The organism is Stenotrophomonas maltophilia (assembly GCF_001274595.1).
Lineage (GTDB): Bacteria > Pseudomonadota > Gammaproteobacteria > Xanthomonadales > Xanthomonadaceae > Stenotrophomonas > Stenotrophomonas forensis.
Genome location: NZ_CP011010.1, coordinates 3,433,865 through 3,452,442, shown reverse-complemented (window position 1 = coordinate 3,452,442; position 18,578 = coordinate 3,433,865). Strand labels below are relative to the sequence as shown.

14 protein-coding genes are annotated in these 18,578 nt (G+C 67.8%); 7 read left to right on the top strand and 7 right to left on the bottom strand.

Features of this window, described 5'->3' with window-relative positions; genetic code table 11:
* Window positions 1–61: 61 nt before the first annotated feature.
* Window positions 62–1,009, top strand: coding sequence for an alpha/beta hydrolase (locus VN11_RS15850; RefSeq protein ID WP_404830601.1), 948 nt, complete (start codon window positions 62–64; stop codon window positions 1,007–1,009).
* 20 nt (window positions 1,010–1,029) lie between these two features.
* Here VN11_RS15850 and arcD read toward each other — a convergent pair whose 3' ends face one another.
* The 4 genes from arcD to VN11_RS15830 form a co-directional block, all read right to left on the bottom strand.
* Window positions 1,030–2,451, bottom strand: coding sequence for an arginine-ornithine antiporter (arcD, locus tag VN11_RS15845; protein ID WP_053450436.1), 1,422 nt, complete (start codon window positions 2,449–2,451; stop codon window positions 1,030–1,032).
* A 137-nt stretch (window positions 2,452–2,588) separates the two neighbouring features.
* Window positions 2,589–5,396, bottom strand: a complete 2,808-nt coding sequence (locus VN11_RS15840; RefSeq protein ID WP_053450435.1) for a TonB-dependent receptor — start codon at window positions 5,394–5,396, stop codon at window positions 2,589–2,591.
* A 200-nt stretch (window positions 5,397–5,596) separates the two neighbouring features.
* Window positions 5,597–6,256, bottom strand: a complete 660-nt coding sequence (locus VN11_RS15835) for an energy transducer TonB (protein ID WP_053450434.1) — start codon at window positions 6,254–6,256, stop codon at window positions 5,597–5,599.
* Window positions 6,257–6,473: 217 nt separating this feature from the next.
* Window positions 6,474–7,211, bottom strand: a complete 738-nt coding sequence (locus tag VN11_RS15830; RefSeq protein WP_006460407.1) for an SIMPL domain-containing protein — start codon at window positions 7,209–7,211, stop codon at window positions 6,474–6,476.
* Window positions 7,212–7,342: 131 nt separating this feature from the next.
* On the opposite strand from VN11_RS15830, the gene VN11_RS15825 reads away from it, so the two are divergent.
* Genes VN11_RS15825 through tldD form a run of 4 tightly spaced genes read left to right on the top strand, consistent with a single transcriptional unit; the run spans window position 7,343 to window position 14,813 of the window.
* The gene (locus VN11_RS15825) at window positions 7,343–7,951 is read left to right on the top strand and encodes a Maf family nucleotide pyrophosphatase (protein ID WP_006460404.1); all 609 of its coding nucleotides are present in this window, start codon (window positions 7,343–7,345) and stop codon (window positions 7,949–7,951) included.
* Window positions 7,944–9,431 carry a ribonuclease G gene (gene rng, locus VN11_RS15820; protein WP_008264487.1) on the top strand — a complete coding sequence of 496 codons (1,488 nt, stop codon included), beginning with the start codon at window positions 7,944–7,946 and terminating at the stop codon, window positions 9,429–9,431. The genes VN11_RS15825 and rng overlap by 8 nt, the downstream gene beginning before the upstream one ends.
* Before the next feature lie 30 nt (window positions 9,432–9,461).
* Window positions 9,462–13,307, top strand: a complete 3,846-nt coding sequence (locus VN11_RS15815) for a YhdP family protein (RefSeq protein WP_053450433.1) — start codon at window positions 9,462–9,464, stop codon at window positions 13,305–13,307.
* A gap of 60 nt (window positions 13,308–13,367) precedes the next feature.
* The gene (gene tldD, locus VN11_RS15810; protein WP_053450432.1) at window positions 13,368–14,813 is read left to right on the top strand and encodes a metalloprotease TldD; all 1,446 of its coding nucleotides are present in this window, start codon (window positions 13,368–13,370) and stop codon (window positions 14,811–14,813) included.
* Between the two features lie 41 nt (window positions 14,814–14,854).
* Here tldD and yjgA read toward each other — a convergent pair whose 3' ends face one another.
* Window positions 14,855–15,442 (bottom strand): ribosome biogenesis factor YjgA, encoded by a 588-nt coding sequence (yjgA, locus tag VN11_RS15805; RefSeq protein WP_053450431.1) that lies wholly within the window; start codon window positions 15,440–15,442, stop codon window positions 14,855–14,857.
* Window positions 15,443–15,510: 68 nt separating this feature from the next.
* On the opposite strand from yjgA, the gene pmbA reads away from it, so the two are divergent.
* Together pmbA and VN11_RS15795 are read left to right on the top strand one after the other, a co-directional pair.
* Window positions 15,511–16,878 carry a metalloprotease PmbA gene (gene pmbA / locus VN11_RS15800; protein ID WP_053450430.1) on the top strand — a complete coding sequence of 456 codons (1,368 nt, stop codon included), beginning with the start codon at window positions 15,511–15,513 and terminating at the stop codon, window positions 16,876–16,878.
* A gap of 87 nt (window positions 16,879–16,965) precedes the next feature.
* Entirely contained in the window at window positions 16,966–17,337 is a 372-nt protein-coding gene (locus VN11_RS15795) for a DUF4870 domain-containing protein (protein WP_053450429.1), read from the top strand.
* A 93-nt stretch (window positions 17,338–17,430) separates the two neighbouring features.
* On the opposite strand, the gene VN11_RS15790 is transcribed toward VN11_RS15795, so the two are convergent.
* Window positions 17,431–18,309, bottom strand: coding sequence for a polyprenyl synthetase family protein (locus VN11_RS15790; RefSeq protein ID WP_053450428.1), 879 nt, complete (start codon window positions 18,307–18,309; stop codon window positions 17,431–17,433).
* Complete coding sequence (locus tag VN11_RS15785; RefSeq protein ID WP_010482975.1) at window positions 18,299–18,559, bottom strand: exodeoxyribonuclease VII small subunit; 261 nt, start codon at window positions 18,557–18,559, stop codon at window positions 18,299–18,301. Before VN11_RS15785 ends, VN11_RS15790 begins: the two co-directional genes overlap by 11 nt.
* Window positions 18,560–18,578: the final 19 nt, after the last annotated feature.

Sequence of the window (18,578 nt, the reverse complement as noted above, 5' to 3'; positions counted from 1 at the left end):
GCTCGACTCTACAATGCAGCGTCATCGACCAAGGATGTTGATCGTGCGCGCACTCCTGTTGCTGGGCTCGCTGCTGCTTGTGGTGCTGCCGTTCGCCTCGGCGAAAGCTGAACCTCCCACCTGGCACCCGCCGCAGGGCGCCACGGAGCTGCCGTTGTGGCCGGATGGCAAGGCGGCGGTGCCGCCGAAACTGAAGGGACCCGAGCAGCTCAGTGAGGCGATTTCCGAAGCCAGTGGCGAACGCTGGATGATGCTGCAGAACGTGGCGGTGCCGACCCTCACCGTGTTTCCGCCGAGGGAGCCAGGCAACGGCGCTGCAGTGATGGTGGTGCCGGGCGGTGGCTACCGCGTGCTTGCGATGGATCTGGAAGGCAGCGAGATCTGCCAATGGCTGACCACGCAGGGCATCACCTGTGCGTTGCTCAAGTATCGCGTGCCGGCGTCGGGACCGAACTGGGACCGGGACTGCAACTGCCGCGATATCCCATCGGTGCCGATGGCGCTGCAGGATGCACAGCGTGCAATGGGAATGCTGCGTGCGCAGGCCGCGCGCTGGAAGATCGACCCGAAACGCATCGGCGTGATCGGCTTTTCCGCGGGTGGCCATGTGGTGGCTGGCCTGAGCACGCATGCGCGGCGCAGCTACACGCCGATCGATGCGGCCGATGCACAGCCGAGCCGGCCCGATTTCGCGATGGTCATGTATTCCGGGCACCTGTGGGCAGGGCACGGCAAGGGACTGTCGCTGGTCAAGGACATCGTCGTGGATGACAAGGTGCCGCCAACGTTCATCGCGCAGGCCACCGATGACCGTACCGATGACGTGCGCGAATCGCTGGCCTACTACCGTGCCTTGATCGATGCGGGCGTGCCGGTGGAAATGCACCTGTTCGCACGCGGCGGCCATGCGTTCGGCCTGCGCAGGCAGGATGCACCGGTCGCGGCATGGCCCCACCTGGCCGAGCGCTGGATGCAGGACATCGGCATGTTGCCGGAACGCCCGTTGTAGAGCCGAGCCCATGCTCGGCTCTACAGCGTCAGCTGGCCCTTCGAGAACGCCACCAGCGTGGCAATCGCCACCAGCAGAATCGCGCCGAACAGCACCCACTCCCAACGCGTGAACACCCGCTCGCCGCGCTGGCGCCGGGTCAGCGCGAACAACACCACACCGGGTACGTACAGCAGTACCGACAGCAGCAGGTTGTCGAGGCCGCCGGCATACACCAGCCACAGCGCATAGGCACTGGCCAGCAGTGCGACGCCGAAATCGCGCCAGCGCACGCTCGGCTCGCCTGCGTAGGCGTGCCCGCGCCAGGCCAGTTGCACGCCGAACGCGGTGGACAGGAAATACGGCACCAGGCTCATCGACGCGGCCAGCAGCACCAGCCCGGTGTAGCTGCCCGCATTGACCAGCACCAGCAGCAGGAACAGCTGGATCAGGCCGTTGCTCAGCCAGAGCGCGTTGGCGGGCACGCCGCGTGCGTTCTCGCGGCCCAGGAACGCCGGCATGGTGCCGTCGCCCGCTGCGGCATACAGCACTTCGGCACACAGCAGCACCCAGGCCAGCAGCGCACCGAGTACGGAAATGATCGAACCGATGATGATCACCGTGGCGCCCCACTCGCCGACGATGGCACGCAGCACGTAGGCCATCGAGGGATTGGGCAGCCCGGCCAGTTCAGCCTGCGTCAGCACGCCCATCGACAGCAGGCTGACCAGTACCAGCAGCAGCCAGACGCCGAGGAAGCCGATCACCGTGGCGCGGCCGACGTCGGCGCGGCGGGCGGCACGCCGCGAGTAGATGCTGGCGCCCTCGATGCCGATGAACACCCACACGGTGACCAGCATCATGCCGCGCAGCTGCTGGCCGAGGTCGCCGAGTGCAGGCGTACCCAGAAAGTCTGCGCGAAAAACATCGAGACGGAACGCACCGGCGGCGAGCACCAGGAACAGCGCGATCGGCAGCAGCTTGGCCACGGTCACCAGGCCGTTGACGATGGCCGCGGTGCGCAGGCCACGCAGCACCAGCAGATGCACGGTCCACAGCAGCACGGACGATGCGGCAACCGCAGCCGGCGTATTGCCTTCACCGAAGACCGGCATGAAGTGGCCGAGGCCACTGAAGATCAGCACGAAGAAACTGGCGTTGCCAAGCACGGAGGCGACCCAGTAGCCCCACGCCGCAGAGAAACCGATGTAGTTGCCGAAGCCCTCGCGCGCATACGCGTAGATGCCGGTATCCAGGTCCGGCCGGCGGTTGGCCAGCGCCTGGAACACGAAGGCCAGCATCAGCATGCCGGCGCCACTCACCGCCCAGCCGATCAGCGCCGCGGCCGGGCCGGCGCTGCGCGCGACGTTCTGTGGCAAGGAGAAGATGCCGGCACCGACCATCGAGCCGACCACCAGTGCGGTCAACGCGGGCAGGCCCAGTCGTTGCGATGTTGCGGCCATGGAGATCCCCTGCGGCAGTGATGCCGCGTGGACACGGTAGCCGCGTGGCCGTGAACACGCCTGCAAGGGCCAGGAAGACGAAGGCCCGGGCAGGTGCCCGGGCCTTCGAAGGTGCTGCATGCAACGGCGATGCGCTGTTACTTGAACGTGTACTTGAAGCCGACGGTGTAGTAACGGCCCAGTGCACCGGAGAAGTGCATCGGGTTGTAGTTCACCGCACCGTAGGTGGTCGGATCGAGCGGGGCGATGCGATCGAACACGTTGGCCACCGAGGCATTGAGTTCGAACGAATCGTTGATGCTCCAGCGGCCCGACAGATCCATCGTGGTGAACGAAGAGATCTTGGTCACCGGCGTTTCGTCAGCGTAGAAGGCCAGGTAGCTGCCGCCACGACTGCCCGTGTTGTCCATCTTGCTGATGTAGTTGACGATGCCGCTGACGCTCCACGGGCCCTGCTTCCAGGTGGTGCCGAAGTTGACCTTGTCCTTCGGCGTACCGATGCAGTTGGTGACATCGCAATTGCCGTGGGTGCCCACATAATCGACCGTCTTGCCGCCTTCGGTACGTTCGAACTTCAGGATGTGGCTCCACTGCAGGTCCAGCTCCAGCTGGCCCGGGCCGATCTCGAAGGTCTGGCGGATGTCGGTGTCGATACCGCGGACGCGCGAGGAACTGGCATTCACGTAGCCGGTGTTGACCGCCAGGATGGTGCCGCTGTTGGCCACGCCATTGAGGTCATTGCTGTCACGCAGCACGTTGCCGGCAAGGATGGCGTCTTCGGTGTTGCCCTGGACGATCTCGTTGGTGCGCTTGATCTGCCAGGCGTCGACGGTCATCGAAGTGGTCGAGGTCGGCTGCAGTACCAGGCCGATCGAGTAGCTCTTGGACTCTTCCGGCTTCAGCAGCTTGTTCGGCTTGGTGATGATGGCCACCGAATTGGCACCGCACTCGCTCGCTGCGCCGCCACTGATCTGGCAACGCACCGGATCGACCGCGGAGGAGAAGGCGGCCAGGCCACCATCGCCGTTCTCGGCTGGGTTCGGCGCACGGAAGCCTTCGGCGTAGCTGGCGCGCAGGGCGATCCAGTCGGCCGGGGTCCACTTCACGCCCAGCTTCGGCGTGGCCTTGCCTTCACCGCTTTCGTACTTGTCGTAACGCAGCGCGCCGGACAGTTCCAGCTGCTCCAGTACCGGTGCCGACAGTTCGACGTAGCCGGCGTAGACGTTCTGGGTGCCGTCGTAGGCCGAATAGCCCAGGCCGATGATGTCGCCCTGGTCGGTGTAGGTCTGCGGGGTCAGGCTGTTGCTGGTCTTGCGCCACTCGGTACCGATCGCCAGGCCCAGCGGGCCACCCTTGAGGTCCATCAGGCTGCGCGACACGGTGAAGTCGAACATGTCCAGGCTCGACTTGGCACGCGCGCTGATCTTCGGCGAGATGTAGTCGTACAACGCCTGCGAGTTCTTGCCCGCATCGTCACCGATGCGCCACACGCCACCGGCGCAGTTCGCATTGCCCAGTGCGCACTGCACGGCGCTGTAGCGCAGGAAGCCGGTGCGCTCGTTGGTCAGGTCGGTGCCCGAGTGCAGGTAGGCGGTGTCGTAGCTCCAGTCGCCCCAGTTGCCCTTGATGCCGACCAGGAAGCGGTTGAACTCGTTGGTGTTGTCGGTCACGCGCGGGCCGACATCCCAGGCCGAGTAGCGCACGCGGACCGGGGTGGCGCCCGGCTGCCCGTAGAACGGGTTGTCCGGGTGGTTGGCACCCAGCACGGTGGCACCCGGGCCCGAGTTGGCGTTGACCGGACCGCCCGGGTAGCCCCAGCCGCCCGACACGCCGGACGGGGTGTTGCTGAAGATGGTTTCCTTCTTCGAGTAGCCGATCTCGGTGTAGATCTCGCCGCCCTCGCCGAAGGCGAAGCTGGCGCGGCCGAACACGTTGACGTACTTCTCTTCCGGAATCAGGTCGCGGTACTGCTGCGCCGGATCGAACAGGCAGCCGTCGGCGGCAATGCTGGCCGGGGTCTGGCCACCGATGGTGGTCAGGCCTTCGCAGCCGGGCAGCGGAACCAGGTGGCCGGTGGCGTCGAGGTAGGATCCGTTGGGGCCGGAGCCGCCGGAAGTGCCGCCACGGGTGTAAGCACCGCCAAGGAACTGCGCGGTCTTGTCATAGCCCCACGGGCGGGTGTCGCCGGTACCGATCCACTTGCGGTTCTTGCGGTCGCTCAGCTTGATCGCGTCGGTCTTGCCCACGTCCAGGCTGAAGAACGCATTCCAGCCATCGGTGGCCAGATCGCCGGTACCGGCGGTCAGGGTCGCCTTCTTGGCGTCGCCATCGCTGTCACCGGACAGCCCGTAGGAGCCGCGCAGGATGACGCCCTGGAAGTCGCTGCGCAGGATGATGTTGACCACGCCGGCGATGGCATCGGAACCATAGATCGCCGAGGCGCCGTCCTTCAGCACTTCCACGCGTTCAACGGCGTCGAGCGGGATGGTGCTCAGGTCGGTGAAGACCTTCTGGCCGTCATCGGCCAGGCCATAGGTCGCCATGCGACGGCCATTCAACAATACCAGCGTCGAGCCGGCGCCCAGGCCGCGCAGCGAGATGCCCGCGCCACCGCCGGCAAAGCCGTTGCCGAAGGTCTTGGGAATCGAGCCGGCGCCATCGGCGGTGATGGTCTGCAGGTACTCGGCCAGCGAGGTCTTGCCGGTGCGGTCGATTTCCTGGCGGGTCACCACCTGCACCGGGGACGGTGTTTCGGTGTTGGTACGCGGGATGTTCGAACCGGTGACCGTGATGCGGTCGAGGTTGGTGGCCTTTTCCTGCGCGAAGGCGGAGGAGGAAGCCATGGTGCCCACCAGCAGCAGGGTGCCGCCGGCAAGGACGTGGGTAATGGACGATGCCAGGGTGCAGCGGCGGCGGCTGGCGGGCCGTTGGATCAGGTGTTTCACAGCTTCTCTCCTAACTGGAAAACCGTAGCGTTGAGGGCTGTCTCCGGTACTGTCCGGGACGGATCAATCTAGGTTTCCGACAGGTGACGAAGTAGTGAAATTTTGCTTAATTCGTAACGCTTGATCGCGGACTTTGCCGAGTCTGTCCTTTCGCGTGTGAAGGCCGGCCCGGAAAGGTTGCCGGGCCGGCCCTGAAAGCCTCAGTCCGGCAGCGAGAACTGCACCGGTACCAGGCCGATGGCCGGTACCGCTATGCCATCACGCTGTGCGGGCTCGAAGCGCCAGCGCTTGAGCACCTGCTGGCGAGCGGCCAGGTCCAGGCTGCGCGAGCCGCTGCTGCGCTCGATGCTGACCGCGACTGGTTGGCCGCTGCTGTCGACCTCCACCCGCAGCAGTACCGTGCCCTGCTCGTGGTTGCGCAACGCCGGCACCGGATAGGACGGCGGTGGGGCGCTGCGGTACTGCAGCTGGGCACCGGCCAACGGTGTCGAACGGTCGATGCCCGGGGCCGACTGCACCGGTGTCGATTCCGCGGCGGGCGTGATGATGCCCTGTGCCTCCTCCAGCGTGGCGGTCGGCGTCGGCAATGGCGTTGTTTCCTTCGGCACGCTCTGCTGCTTCGGCACGACGTCCACGTGCTGTGGCTCCACGTACTTGGGCGGCGGCGGCAGCGGCTTGGGCAGTTCCCTCGGAATCAGCCGCACCGTGGTGGTGTCGCGCGGCAGTGTGGTGATGGCCTGATAGGTGGCCGGAATCAGCAACAACAGGAACGCGAGCAGATGCAGGGCGATGGCCGCGCTCCAGGCGGCAACGCGGGCGGGGTCGAAGTGCGGGGATGCAACGGGATACGTACGAACCATGGTCCACCTCCATGCCAGTGACGAAGTCCTCAACGCACCAGGGCCCGTGGCGGGGTTGCCGCACGCGGCTGGCAGTGCATCAGTAGCGCGGCATGGCGGCCACTGCCTAGAGGCACGGGCTGGATCGTTGGGCTGGCCTTCAGCCAGCCCCGGCAGCAGGCATAAAAAAAGGCGGGCCCCGTTCGGGACCCGCCTGGTTCGGCACGGGCGGCGGCGATCAGCGGCCCAGTTCGAACACCACGTCCAGGTTGACCGACACGGTCGATTCACCCGGCGCGACCGGGGTGGCCTTGTCCATCGCCGCCCCGGCGGCCATGGCACGCATCATCGGCATCGGGCGGTAACCGCCACCGGCGTTCTCGGAGATGCTGACGATGCGGCGCACCTGCAGGCCCAGGGACTTCGCGTAGGTCTGGGCACGGGCCTGGGCCTTCTTCAGCGCCGCCAGGCGGGCTTCGTCATACACCGGTTCGGGCTGGTCGATCTCGAAGCTGGGGCCGTTGATCTGGTTGGCACCCTGCGCCGCCAGTGCGTCCAGCACCTTGCCGAGCTTGGCGATGTCGCGCACCTTCAGGCTGACCGTGTTGCTGGCCTGGTAGCCGGTGATCTTCGGTGCTTCGTTGTCGGCATAGCGGTACTGCGGGTTGAGGCTGACACCGCTGGTCTGCACGTCGCGCTCGGCAATGCCGGCGGCCTTGATCGCGGCCAGCACCTTGTCCATCTGCTGGGCGTTCTGGCGCATGGCGCTGTTGCCATCGGCGGCCTGGGTAACCACGCCGGCCGACAGGGTGGCCACGTCCGGCACGCGGGTGGCCTCGGCGTTGGCCGAGATGTTCAGCAGGGTGCCTTCCGCGGGGGCGGCGATCGACGGCGACGGCGGGGCAGCATGGGCGGTCATCGAGGTTCCAAGGGCGAGGGACAGGGCGAGCAGCAGCGGGGTGGCGGTCAGGCGCATGGAGAACTCCTTGTTGTGCCGGTGAGGGTGGTGTCGTAGCGATGAACGCGCTGTGAGCCTGTTCGGGGTTGAACGCGTTCCGGAACGGGTTGCCGACGATTCAGGTGGCGGCCTCAGGTTATGCTGTGCCGATGCTCTATCTTGCTTCCCGCTCCCCCCGACGCAACCAGTTGCTGGCCCGACTCGGACGCCCCTTCCAGGCCCTGGACCTGGAGGTTGTCGAGCAGCGCGCTGCGGCTGAAAGTGCCGAACAATATGTCTGCCGGGTCGCCGCCGACAAGGCGCGCGCCGGGCTGGCCCGGGTGCTGGCCGATGACCCGCAGGCGCGGGTGCTCGGTTCGGACACCGAAGTGGTGCTGGACGGTGAAGTGTTCGGCAAGCCGGTCGATGCCGCCGATGCGCGGGCGATGCTGGCGCGGCTGGCCGGGCGCACCCACCAGGTGATGACCGCCGTAGTGGTGGTCGGCGCGCAAGGGCTGGACAGTGAGCTGGTCATCTCCGAGGTGACCTTCGCGCCGATCGACGCCACCGACATCGCCGCCTACGTAGCTACCGGCGAACCGTTGGACAAGGCCGGTGCCTACGCCATCCAGGGCGGCGCCGAACGCTGGATCGAGCACCTGTCCGGCAGCTACTCCGGCGTGATGGGGCTGCCGTTGCTGCACACTGATCGTTTGCTGGCGCGCTGCGGCGTGCCGGCCCCCATTGCCGATGCCGCCAGGGAGGCTGCAGATGTCTGAGGAAATCCTGGTCAATGTGACCCCGCGCGAGACCCGGGTCGCGGTGATCGAAAACGGCATGCTGCAGGAACTGCACATCGAGCGCGGCTGGCGCCGGGGTGTGGTCGGCAACATCTACAAGGGCAAGGTGCAGCGGGTCATGCCCGGCATGCAGGCCGCCTTCGTCGAGGTCGGGCTGGAGCGCGCCGCGTTCCTGCACGCCAACGACGTGGTGCGCCCGGCCCCGGTGGCCAGCGCCGATACCGAGAACACCACCCTGCCGCCGCCGGCCAGCGTGCCGATCGTCGAACTGCTGCGCGACGGCCAGGACATCGTGGTGCAGGTGGTGAAGGATCCGATCGGCACCAAGGGCGCGCGCCTGACCACGCAGATCAGCATTCCCTCGCGTTACATGGTGCTGCTGCCGCAGTCCAAGGTAGTGGGCGTGTCGGCCCGCATCGAAGACGAGACCGAGCGTGCACGGCTGAAGGCGCTGGTGACCGAGCTGTCGGCCCAGCATGGTGGCTACGGCTACATCGTGCGCACCAATGCGGAGGGCCAGCCGGCCGAGGCCATCGCCGAGGACATCGCCTATCTGTCACGGGTGTGGAACGTGGTCGAGCGCCGCGGCCGCGAAGCCGCCTCCTGCAGCATCATCTATGAAGACCTGAGCCTGCCGCTGCGTTCTGTGCGCGACCTGATCCGCAAGGACGTGGACAAGGTGAAGGTCGATTCGAAGGAGACCTTCGGCCAGCTGCAGGCCTTCGTTGCCAAGTACATGCCGGTGCTGGCCGAAAAGCTGGAGCTGTATTCCGGTGACCGCCCGATCTTCGACATGTTCGGGGTGGAGGATGAGATCGGCCGCGCGCTGGACAAGCAGGTGCCGCTGAAATCGGGTGGCTACCTGGTGATCGACCAGACCGAGGCGATGACCACCATCGACGTCAACACCGGTTCGTTCCTCGGCCAGCGCAACCTGGAAGAGACGGTGTTCCGCACCAACCTGGAGGCCGCACAGGCGGTGGCGCGGCAGCTGCGGCTGCGCAACCTGGGCGGCATCATCATCATCGACTTCATCGACATGGACGATGCCGAGCATCGCCGCCAGGTGCTGCGCACGCTGGAAAAGGCGTTGGCCCGCGACCATGCCAAGACCACCGTCTACGACTTCTCGCCGCTTGGCCTGGTGGAGATGACGCGCAAGCGCACGGTCGAGAGCCTGGAGCGCCAGCTGTCGGAAACCTGCCCGCAGTGCAGTGGCCGCGGCAGCATCAAGACCACCGAAACGGTGACCTACGAGATCTTCCGTGAGATCACCCGCGCGGTGCGCCAGTTCGATGCTGCGCGCCTGCTGGTGATCGCTTCGACCAAGGTGGTCGCGCGCATCACCGACGAGGAATCCTCGGCGGTGGCCGAGCTGGAGGAGTTCCTCGGCAAGAGCATCCGCTTCCAGGCGGACGAGCAGTACCTGCAGGAGCAATTCGATGTCGTTCTGCTCTGATCCTCGCCGGCCGCAGGCCGGCGGCGGCCGATGAGCGCGCCGCCGCGCCTGCGACTGCGAAGGATCCGCCGTCATTTCATTGCCGCGTGTGCGGTGGGCCTGGTCGGGCTTGCCTTGCTGGTGGGCAGCATCAGCCAGCTGCTGCCGCTGGCCGAGCGCCATCCCGACAGGATTGCTGCGTGGCTGAGCGAGCGTGCCGGCCAGCCGGTGCGTTTCGACCAGCTGCAGACTGCGTGGACCCGCCGTGGCCCGCTGCTGCAGCTGAAGGGCCTGCGCATCGGCGCCGGCCAGGGCCTGGTGATCGGCGAGGCGGAAGTGCTGGTGTCGATGTACAGCGGGCTGCTGCCGGGCCGTTCGCTGACCGAGTTGCGCCTGCGTGGCCTGGCGCTGGACCTGCAGCAGGGCGAGGACGGCCGCTGGTCGGTGCGAGGCCTGCCGCAGTCAACCAACGGCGGTGACCCGCTGGATGCGCTGCGCCGGCTGGGCGAACTGCAGGTGGTCGAGGGCCGCCTGGGCGTGCACGCGCCGGGCCTGGGCATCGATACCACGCTGCCGCGCATCGACCTGCGCCTGCGCGTCAACGGCGACCGCCTGCGCGTGGGCGTGCGTGCCTGGGCGCAGGCCGACGCACTGCCACTGACCGCGGTGCTGGATGTGGACCGCGTGCGTGGCAACGGCCAGGCCTGGCTGGGCGCCGATCCGGTTGATTTCAACGCCTGGTCGCCGCTGCTGGCAGCCGGCGGCGTCCGCCTGCGAGAAGGCAAGGGCGAGCTGAACCTGTGGCTGACCCTGCGTGATTTCGCCCCCGTTGCGCTGACCACCGATTCGGACCTGCGCGACGTCCGCATCGATGGTGCTCCGATGCCCGACCTGGCAGCTCCGTACCTGAAGCTGCAGCGCCTGCAGGCACGCCTGCGCTGGCAGCGCCAGGCCGAAGGCTGGGCCCTGCAGGTGCCGCGCCTGCGCCTGAAGACCGAAGACGGCGAGCAACAGCTTGACGGCCTGCAGCTGCAGGTCGGCAGGCAGCTGCGGGTGAGTTCCGGCGACGTGCAGGCCGGCACCGCGCTGCGCGCGCTGGCGCTGAGTGATCGCCTCGACCCCGGCCTGCGCCACTGGCTGTTCCTGTCCCGGCCGCAACTGGATGTGCGTGAGCTGCAGCTGTCCGGCCAGCGTGATGGCCCGCTGTGGGCGCAGGGTGAACTGAAATCGCTGGGCTTTGCCAGCGTGGGCCATTCGCCGGGCCTGCGCGGCCTGGGGGGCCGTTTCGAGGGCGATGCCGATGGTTTCAGCCTGCAGCTGCAGCCACGCCAGCAGCTGCAGTTCGATTGGCCGACCGGATTCGGCGTGCGCCATGACCTGCACCTGGCAGGGCAGGTGGTGGGCTGGCGAGACGAAGCGGGCGGCTGGCGCATCGGCACCGCGGCGATGCGCGTGGAAGGCACCGACTATGCCGCCGACGTGCGCGGTGGTGTCTGGTTCCAGGGTGATGGCACCCGGCCGTGGCTGCAGCTGGCGGCCAAGCTGGACGACGTGCCGATGACCGCGGCCAAGCGTTTCTGGATCCATTCCAGGATGAGCAAGGGCGCCACCGACTGGCTCGACATGGCACTGGCCGGTGGCCAGGTGCGCAACGGTGTCGGCCTGGTCAGCGGCGACCTGGACGACTGGCCGTTCGACAACAACGATGGCCGCTTCGAGGCCACCGGCCACATCACCAATGGTGACATCCGTTTCCAGCACGACTGGCCCCTGATGAGCCAGGTCGACGCCGATATCGCCTTCATCGGCCCCGGCTTCGACATGCACGGGCGCGGCGACCTGGCCGGTGTGGCGGTGCAGACGTTCGAGGCGGGCATTCCGGATTTCGGCCAGCAGCCGCTGTACGTGCGCGCCGACACCCAGAGCGAGGCCGGCAGGCTGCTGGCGATGCTGCGGCAGAGTCCCTTGCACAAGGACTATGGCGACACGCTCGACAACCTGACCGCGGCAGGCCCGGCGCATGTGACCTTCGACCTGCTGCAGCCGCTGCACCTGGATGAAGGCGGCGGCCATCTGCAGGGCACGGTCGACCTCGACGGTGTGAAGTTGGTCGACAAGCGCTTCCAGCTGACCTTCGACAACATGCATGGGCAGGCCCGCTACGGCAACGGCGGTTTCGGTGCCGAGGAACTGGCGGTGCGCCACCTCGGCCAGGACGGTCGCCTGAGCCTGCGTGCCGGCAGCTACGTGCATGACAGCAAGCTGGCGTTTGAATCGCTGCTGTCGGCCCACCTCGATGCCGGCGTGCTGATCGACCGCGCGCCGGAAATGGCATGGCTCAAGCCGTACATCGCGGGCACCTCGCCGTGGACCATCGCGGTCAACCTGCCCAAGGTTGCACCGGGTGCGCCGGCGCCGCCCAGCGAGCTGCGATTGAGTTCGGATCTGGTGGGCACCCGCCTGGACCTGCCTGCGCCACTGGACAAGCCGGCCGGCGAACCGCTGGCGACCACGGTGGCCGCACAGCTGCCGATGGGGGCCGGTCGCATCGACGTGGCCTTTGGCCAGCGCCTGGCGCTGGCTGCGCGCAGCCACAACAACCGCACCGGCGTGCAGGTGACCCTGGGCAGCGATCATGTTGATCGCGAGCCACCGCCGAGCGGGCTGGCCGTCAACGGTCGCAGCCCGACCCTGGACGCACTGGAGTGGATCAGCCTCGCGCGCGGAGGCGGTGACGATGACGGCATGCCGCTGCGTGCGGTGGATGTGCAGGTCGGCAAGCTGATGCTGATCGGTGGTGTTTTCGAACAGACCCGCCTGCAGCTGCAGCCGGGCGCGCAGGCGCTGGACGTGCGCCTGGATGGACCTTCGCTGGCAGGTCGCCTGAGCGTGCCCAATGCCGAGGGTGGCACCATCAGCGGCCAGCTGGACCGCGTGCACTGGCAGTCGCTGCCGGTGGCGCCGGGTGCGCCCGCGGCGCCGGCGCGGGTGCAGGCCGGTGCCAACGACATGGACCCGGCCAAGCTGCCGCCGTTCGCGCTGGACATCGCCGACCTGAAGTTCGGCAAAGTGGTGCTGGGGCAGGCGGTGCTGCGCACGCGCCCGCTGGCCAATGGCCTGAACGTGGACGAGCTGCGCTTCCGCGCGCCGGACCAGGAGATCGACATCAACGGCCGCTGGTTGGGTCGTACCGGTGGCGCCCGTACCGAACTGACCGCGCAGGTACGCAGTGAAGACCTGGGCGGCCTGATGCAGAACCTCGACTACGGTGGCCAGCTGCGTGGCGGCTCCGGGCAGGCACAGCTGCAGGCGTCGTGGAGTGGCGGTCCTTCGGACTTCCAGCTGGCCAACCTGCAGGGCCGGCTCGACCTGCACGCACGCAACGGCCAGCTGCTGGAGCTGGAGCCCGGTGCCGGCCGCGTGCTAGGCCTGCTCAGCGTCACCCAGTTGCCACGGCGCCTGATGTTCGACTTCCGCGACTTCTTCTCCAAGGGCTTCGCGTTCAACCAGGTCGACGGCAGCGTGCAGTTCGGCCAGGGCATGGCCCGTACCGACAAGGTGCTGATCGAAGGCCCTGCGGCGAACATCACCATCCGCGGTCAGGCCGACCTGCGCAACCAGCAGTTCGACCAGACCATCGACGTCAACCCGCGTGCCGGCAATCTGCTGACCGTGGTCGGCGCGGTGGCCGGTGGGCCGGTGGGCGCGGCACTCGGCGCGGCCACCAATGCGGTATTGTCCAAACCGTTGGGCGAGATCGGCGCCCGTACCTACAAGGTGACCGGCCCATGGAAGGAGCCGAAGGTGGAAGTGATCGAACGCAGCCGCGACAAGGCGCCGCCCGCTCCGGCCCCCGGCATTCCGCCAACCGTCACCGACCTGCCACGCTCGCGCTGAGCGTGGCTTTCCTGTTCACGGGGCTTGCCTCGGCGCCCCCGCATCCCCAGATCGAGAGCCATGACTGATATCGCCCTGACGCTTGCCCAAGACCGCCTGCTGCGCCCCGGCGGCCTGGATACCGCTGGTCTGGAGCGCACCTTCGGCCAGCTGCTGGGGCCCGGTGTCGACTTTGGTGACCTCTACTTCCAGCACGCCCGCCGCGAGAGCTGGAGCGTGGAGGACGGCATCGTCAAGGACGGTGCCCATTCCATCGAGCAGGGCGTGGGCGTGCGGGCCATTTCCGGCGAGAAGACCGGCTTCGCCTACTCCGATGACATCCATGCCGATGCGCTGCGGGTAGCGGCGCAGTCGGCGCGCGCGATCTCGCGCGAAGGCGGCGCGCAGTCCGGGCGCTCGCTGCTGCGTGGCAGTGCGCGTGCGCTGTACCCGGCGCTGGACCCGATCGACGGTATCGGCAACGAGGCCAAGGTCGAGGTGCTCAAGCGCCTGGACGGCTATCTGCGTGCCGCGGACCCGCGCGTGAAGCAGGTGATGGTCAGCCTGTCCGGCGGCGTGGATACCGTGCTGATCGCCCGCAGCGACGGCGTGCTGGGCGCCGACGTGCGCCCGCTGGTGCGCCTGAACGTGCAGGTGATCGTCGAGCACAACGGCCGCCGCGAGTCCGGTTATGCCGGCGGCGGTGGCCGCTATGGCTATGCGGAACTGTTCGCCGACGGCCGGCCTGAAGCGTTTGCGCGCGAGGCGCTGCGCCAGGCGCTGGTGAACCTCGAAGCGGTACCGGCGCCGGCCGGCGTGATGCCGGTGGTGCTCGGCCCGGGCTGGCCGGGCGTGCTGCTGCATGAGGCGGTCGGTCACGGCCTGGAGGGCGACTTCAACCGCAAGGGCACCAGCGTCTATGCCGGCCGCATCGGTGAACGCGTTGCGGCGCCGGGCGTGACCATCGTCGACGACGGCACGCTGGATGGCCGCCGCGGGTCGTTGAACATCGACGACGAAGGCCACCCGAGCCAGTGCACCACGCTGATCGAGGACGGCATCCTGGTCGGCTACATGCAGGACAGCCTCAATGCCCGCCTGATGGGCGTGGCACCGACCGGCAACGGGCGCCGCGAATCGTTCGCGCACCTGACCATGCCGCGCATGACCAACACCTACATGCGTGCCGGCCAGCATGACCCGCAGGAGATGATCCGCTCGGTGAAGAAGGGCCTGTATGCGGTCAACTTCGGCGGCGGCCAGGTCGACATCACCAGCGGCAAGTATGTGTTCTCGGCCACCGAGGCCTACCTGATCGAGGATGGCCGGATCACCACGCCGGTGAAGGGCGCGACCCTGATCGGCAATGGCCCGGAAACCATGCAGAAGGTGCGCATGGTCGGCAACGACCTGGCCCTCGACGAAGGCGTGGGCATCTGTGGCAAGGACGGGCAGAGTGTGCCGGTGGGAGTCGGCCAGCCTTCGCTGTTGATCGAGGGCATCACCGTCGGCGGTACCCAGGCCTGAGCCGGGCGATGGCCAGTGCCACCGCCCACGCCGGGGAGGACTCAGTCCTCCTCGGCTTCGCCGGTCTCGACGTCGTCGGCCTCATCGGCCGCGGCCTTGAGGCCCAGCGCGGCCGGCAGCATCAGGCCGCGCAGCACCTGGAAGATCTCGCGATAGGCGCGCGGCGGCTTGTTCTTCGCTTTCTCGGCCTGCGCATTGCGCACCAGCGTGCGCAGCTGCTGGCGGTCGGCCTGCGGGTAATCGTTGAGCAGTGCGGCCAGCGCTGCGTCGCCTTCTGCCAGCAGGCGGTCGCGCCAGTCTTCCGCGCGATGCATCATCGCCACTTCGCGGCGGCCGGTTTCGCTGTTCGCGTCCAGCGCATCGCGGATCGCATCCAGCGTGGCGTCCTCTTCGCGACGCATGTGCTTGGCCAGGAACGCCAGCTGGCGCTTGTGGGCGATATGGGCAGTGATGCGCTTGCACTCGGCGATATGCGGCAGCAGGTCTTCCGGAATCGGCAGGCGCGCCAGCTGGGCCGGGGTCAACGACACCAGCTTCTCGCCCAGGGCCAGGACATCGAGCGCGTCGCGCCGGTTCTGGCTGCGGCTCTTGTCGTGGAATTCACCGGTTTCTTCGTCGCGTCCGCGCATCGTCCCTACCTGATCTCAAAAAAAGTCGCCCGGCGTGATGCCGGGCCCAACCTGTACAGGATAAAGCATTGAACGTGATCGCCCCTGAAGTGGCCGTCGGCGACGACAGCCCGGCCCGGCTGGAACGGCTGGCCGACCTTTCCCAGCAGCTGCTTGACCGCGCCCGCGCGCTGGGCGCCAGCCAGGCCGAGGTCAGCTGCAGCGAGGACCGGGGCCTGGAGGTCAATGTCCGCCTTGGCGAGGTCGAGACCGTGCAGTCCACCCGCGACCGCGGCATCGCGGTGACGGTCTATTTCGGCAAGCGCAAGGGCAGTGCCAGCACCGGCGACCTGAACGAGGCCAGCCTGGCGGCCACGGTCGAGCAGGCCTGCGCGATCGCCCGGCACACCGAGGACGACCCGGCTGCCGGGCTGGCCGAGGCGGCGCTGATGGCCCGCGACTTCCCCGAGCTGGACAGCTGGCACCCCTGGGCGCTGCAGGCTGACGAGGCGGTGGACCTGGCCCTGGCCTGCGAGCTGGCCGGTCGCGGGGCCGACGCACGCATCAGCAATTCCGACGGTGCCTCGGTGTCGAGCATGCAGAGCGTATCGGTCTATGCCAATTCGCATGGCTTCATCGGCCGCGAGCGCGGAACCCACCATTCGGTTGGCTGCGCCCTGATCGCTGGCACTGGCGATGGCATGCAGCGTGATGGCTGGTACACCGGCGGCCTGGCCCGCGAGGACCTGGAGGCGGCCGACAGCGTGGGCCGCCGCGCCGCCGAGCGTACCGTGGCCCGCCTGCAGCCGCGTTCGCTGCCGACCGGCAGCATGCCGGTGCTGTTCGCCCCGGAAGTGGCCCGCAGCCTGGTCGGCCACCTGCTGTCGGCGGTATCCGGCGGCGCCCTGTACCGGCAGGCCAGCTTCCTGCTGGACAGTGTCGGCCAGCGGCTGTTCCCGGAGTGGATGCAGATCGAGGAACTGCCGCACCTGCGCCGAGGGCTGCGCTCGGCCGCCTTCGACGGTGACGGCGTGGCGACCCGTGCGTCGGCCCTGGTCAGCGACGGGGTGCTGCAGCGCTACGTGCTGGGCAGCTATTCGGCGCGCAAGCTGGGCCTGCAGACCACCGCCAATGCCGGTGGCGTGCACAACCTGCAGCTGGCCGCCAACGCCGGCTCGCTGCAGGAGATCGCGCGCCAGATGGGCGACGGGCTGCTGGTGACCGAGCTGATGGGGCAGGGCGTGAACGGGGTGACCGGTGACTACTCACGCGGCGCCGGCGGTTTCCGTGTCGAGAACGGCGAGATCCAGTACCCGGTGGACGGCATCACCATCGCCGGCAACCTGCGCGAGATGTTCAGCAGCATCGAGGCGGTCGGCAGCGACGTCGACCCGCGCTCACACATCCGGACCGGTTCGATCCTGCTGGGACGGATGACCATCGCCGGTAATGATTGATGGCATTGATGGCGTAAGCTATGCGCGCCTGACGCGACCAGCTTGGTGCTGGTGGGTCAAGACCACCCAATGAAAAGGAGTTTTGTCGTGAGTGAATTCGATAACGTCCCGCCGCCGCCGGCCACCACTGACGCGCCGGCCGACCAGCGCACCATGGCCCTGGCCGCGCACCTGCTGGGCATCTTCACCTGGTTCATCGGCCCGCTGATCATCTGGCTGATCAACAAGGATGACGCCAGCAAGGCCTTCGTGACCGACCAGGCCAAGGAAGCACTGAACTTCCAGATCACCATCACCATCGCAATGCTGATCTGCATCGTGCTGACCCTGGTGATCATCGGCGGCATCCTGGCCCCGATCGTCGGCATCCTGAACCTGGTGTTCTGCATCATCGCCGCGGTCAAGGCCAACAACGGCGAAGCCTACCGCTATCCGTTCGCGCTGCGCCTGATCAAGTAAATACGGCTGCACGTGGATATGGAAACGCCCGGCCATGCCGGGCGTTTTTGTTTGCGGCGCGGGGTAGCGCCAGGCCATGACCGGTGGCCTCGATCAGTGATCCCGTTGCACTGCCAGCGTCGCCAGCGCACGCAGCGCATCGGCCTCTTCGCCGTAGCCGGCCAGGAGGGATTGCATGCGTGCGGCCAGCTCGTGCAGCTGTGCCTTCGCACCGTCCATGCCGAGCAGGGCGGGGAACGTGCTCTTGTCCTGCGCCTGGTCCTTGCCGGCGGTCTTGCCCAGCTGTTCGGAACTGGCTTCGACATCGAGGATGTCATCGCGTACCTGGAACGCCAGGCCCAGCGCGTCGGCAAAGCTGTCGAGCTGCGCCAGCTGTGGTTCGTGGGCCTGGCCACACAGCGCGCCCATGCGCACCGCCGCGCGGATCAACGCGCCGGTCTTCAGGGCATGCATGCGGGTGAGTGCCGCCAGTGTCTGCTGCTGGCCGGTGGCATCGATGTCCAGGGCCTGGCCGCCGCACATGCCGGCGGCGCCGGAGGCGTGGGCCAGGGTCTGCAGGCAGGCCACGCGCAACGTGGCTGGCAGCGGCGCATCGGCCAGCAGGCCGAAGGCGCGGGCCTGAAGGGCATCGCCAGCGAGGATCGCCGTGGCTTCGTCGAAGGCGATATGCGTGGTCGGCTTGCCGCGGCGCAGGGCGTCATCGTCCATTGCCGGCAGATCGTCATGCACCAGTGAATAGGCGTGGATCAGTTCGACCGCCATCGCGGCCGCGTCCAGCGCTTCCGGCTGCGCACCGAACAGGTGGCCGCTGGCATACACCAGCAACGGGCGCATGCGCTTGCCGCCGCCCAGCACCGAATAGCGCATGGCCTGGTGCAGGCCCTGCGGTGCCTCGGCGGGCGAGGGCAGTGCGGCGTCGAGCTGGCTTTCAATACGGTCGCGCCAGCGCGCGAACAGGGCCTCAGCCGTCATGGCTGGGCGGGTCGAACGGTTCGGCCGCTTCCGGCTGGGCTGGATCGCTGAGCAGGCGCACGCGCAGTTCGGCCTGCTCCAGCGCCTGCTGGCACTGGCGGTACAGGCCGACGCCGCGTTCGTATGCACTGAGCGAAGCTTCCAGGCTCAGCTCGCCGGTTTCCATCTGCTCCACCAGCTGCTCCAGCGACTCGAGCGACTGCTCGAACTGGGCGACCGGGGAGGCGTTTTCGGGGGACTTCTTGGCCATGCGACAAGTGTGGACGGGC

What these genes read in the sequence shown, in the direction of transcription:
- VN11_RS15830 (WP_006460407.1), bottom strand. Translation starts at nt 7,211, where the DNA reads ATGCGCCTGACCGCCACCCCGCTGCTGCTCGCCCTGTCCCTCGCCCTT.
- arcD (WP_053450436.1), bottom strand. Translation starts at nt 2,451, where the DNA reads ATGGCCGCAACATCGCAACGACTGGGCCTGCCCGCGTTGACCGCACTG.
- VN11_RS15785 (WP_010482975.1), bottom strand. Translation starts at nt 18,559, where the DNA reads ATGGCCAAGAAGTCCCCCGAAAACGCCTCCCCGGTCGCCCAGTTCGAG.
- VN11_RS15815 (WP_053450433.1), top strand. Translation starts at nt 9,462, where the DNA reads ATGAGCGCGCCGCCGCGCCTGCGACTGCGAAGGATCCGCCGTCATTTC.
- VN11_RS15835 (WP_053450434.1), bottom strand. Translation starts at nt 6,256, where the DNA reads ATGGTTCGTACGTATCCCGTTGCATCCCCGCACTTCGACCCCGCCCGC.
- rng (WP_008264487.1), top strand. Translation starts at nt 7,944, where the DNA reads ATGTCTGAGGAAATCCTGGTCAATGTGACCCCGCGCGAGACCCGGGTC.
- VN11_RS15825 (WP_006460404.1), top strand. Translation starts at nt 7,343, where the DNA reads ATGCTCTATCTTGCTTCCCGCTCCCCCCGACGCAACCAGTTGCTGGCC.
- VN11_RS15790 (WP_053450428.1), bottom strand. Translation starts at nt 18,309, where the DNA reads ATGACGGCTGAGGCCCTGTTCGCGCGCTGGCGCGACCGTATTGAAAGC.
- tldD (WP_053450432.1), top strand. Translation starts at nt 13,368, where the DNA reads ATGACTGATATCGCCCTGACGCTTGCCCAAGACCGCCTGCTGCGCCCC.
- yjgA (WP_053450431.1), bottom strand. Translation starts at nt 15,442, where the DNA reads ATGCGCGGACGCGACGAAGAAACCGGTGAATTCCACGACAAGAGCCGC.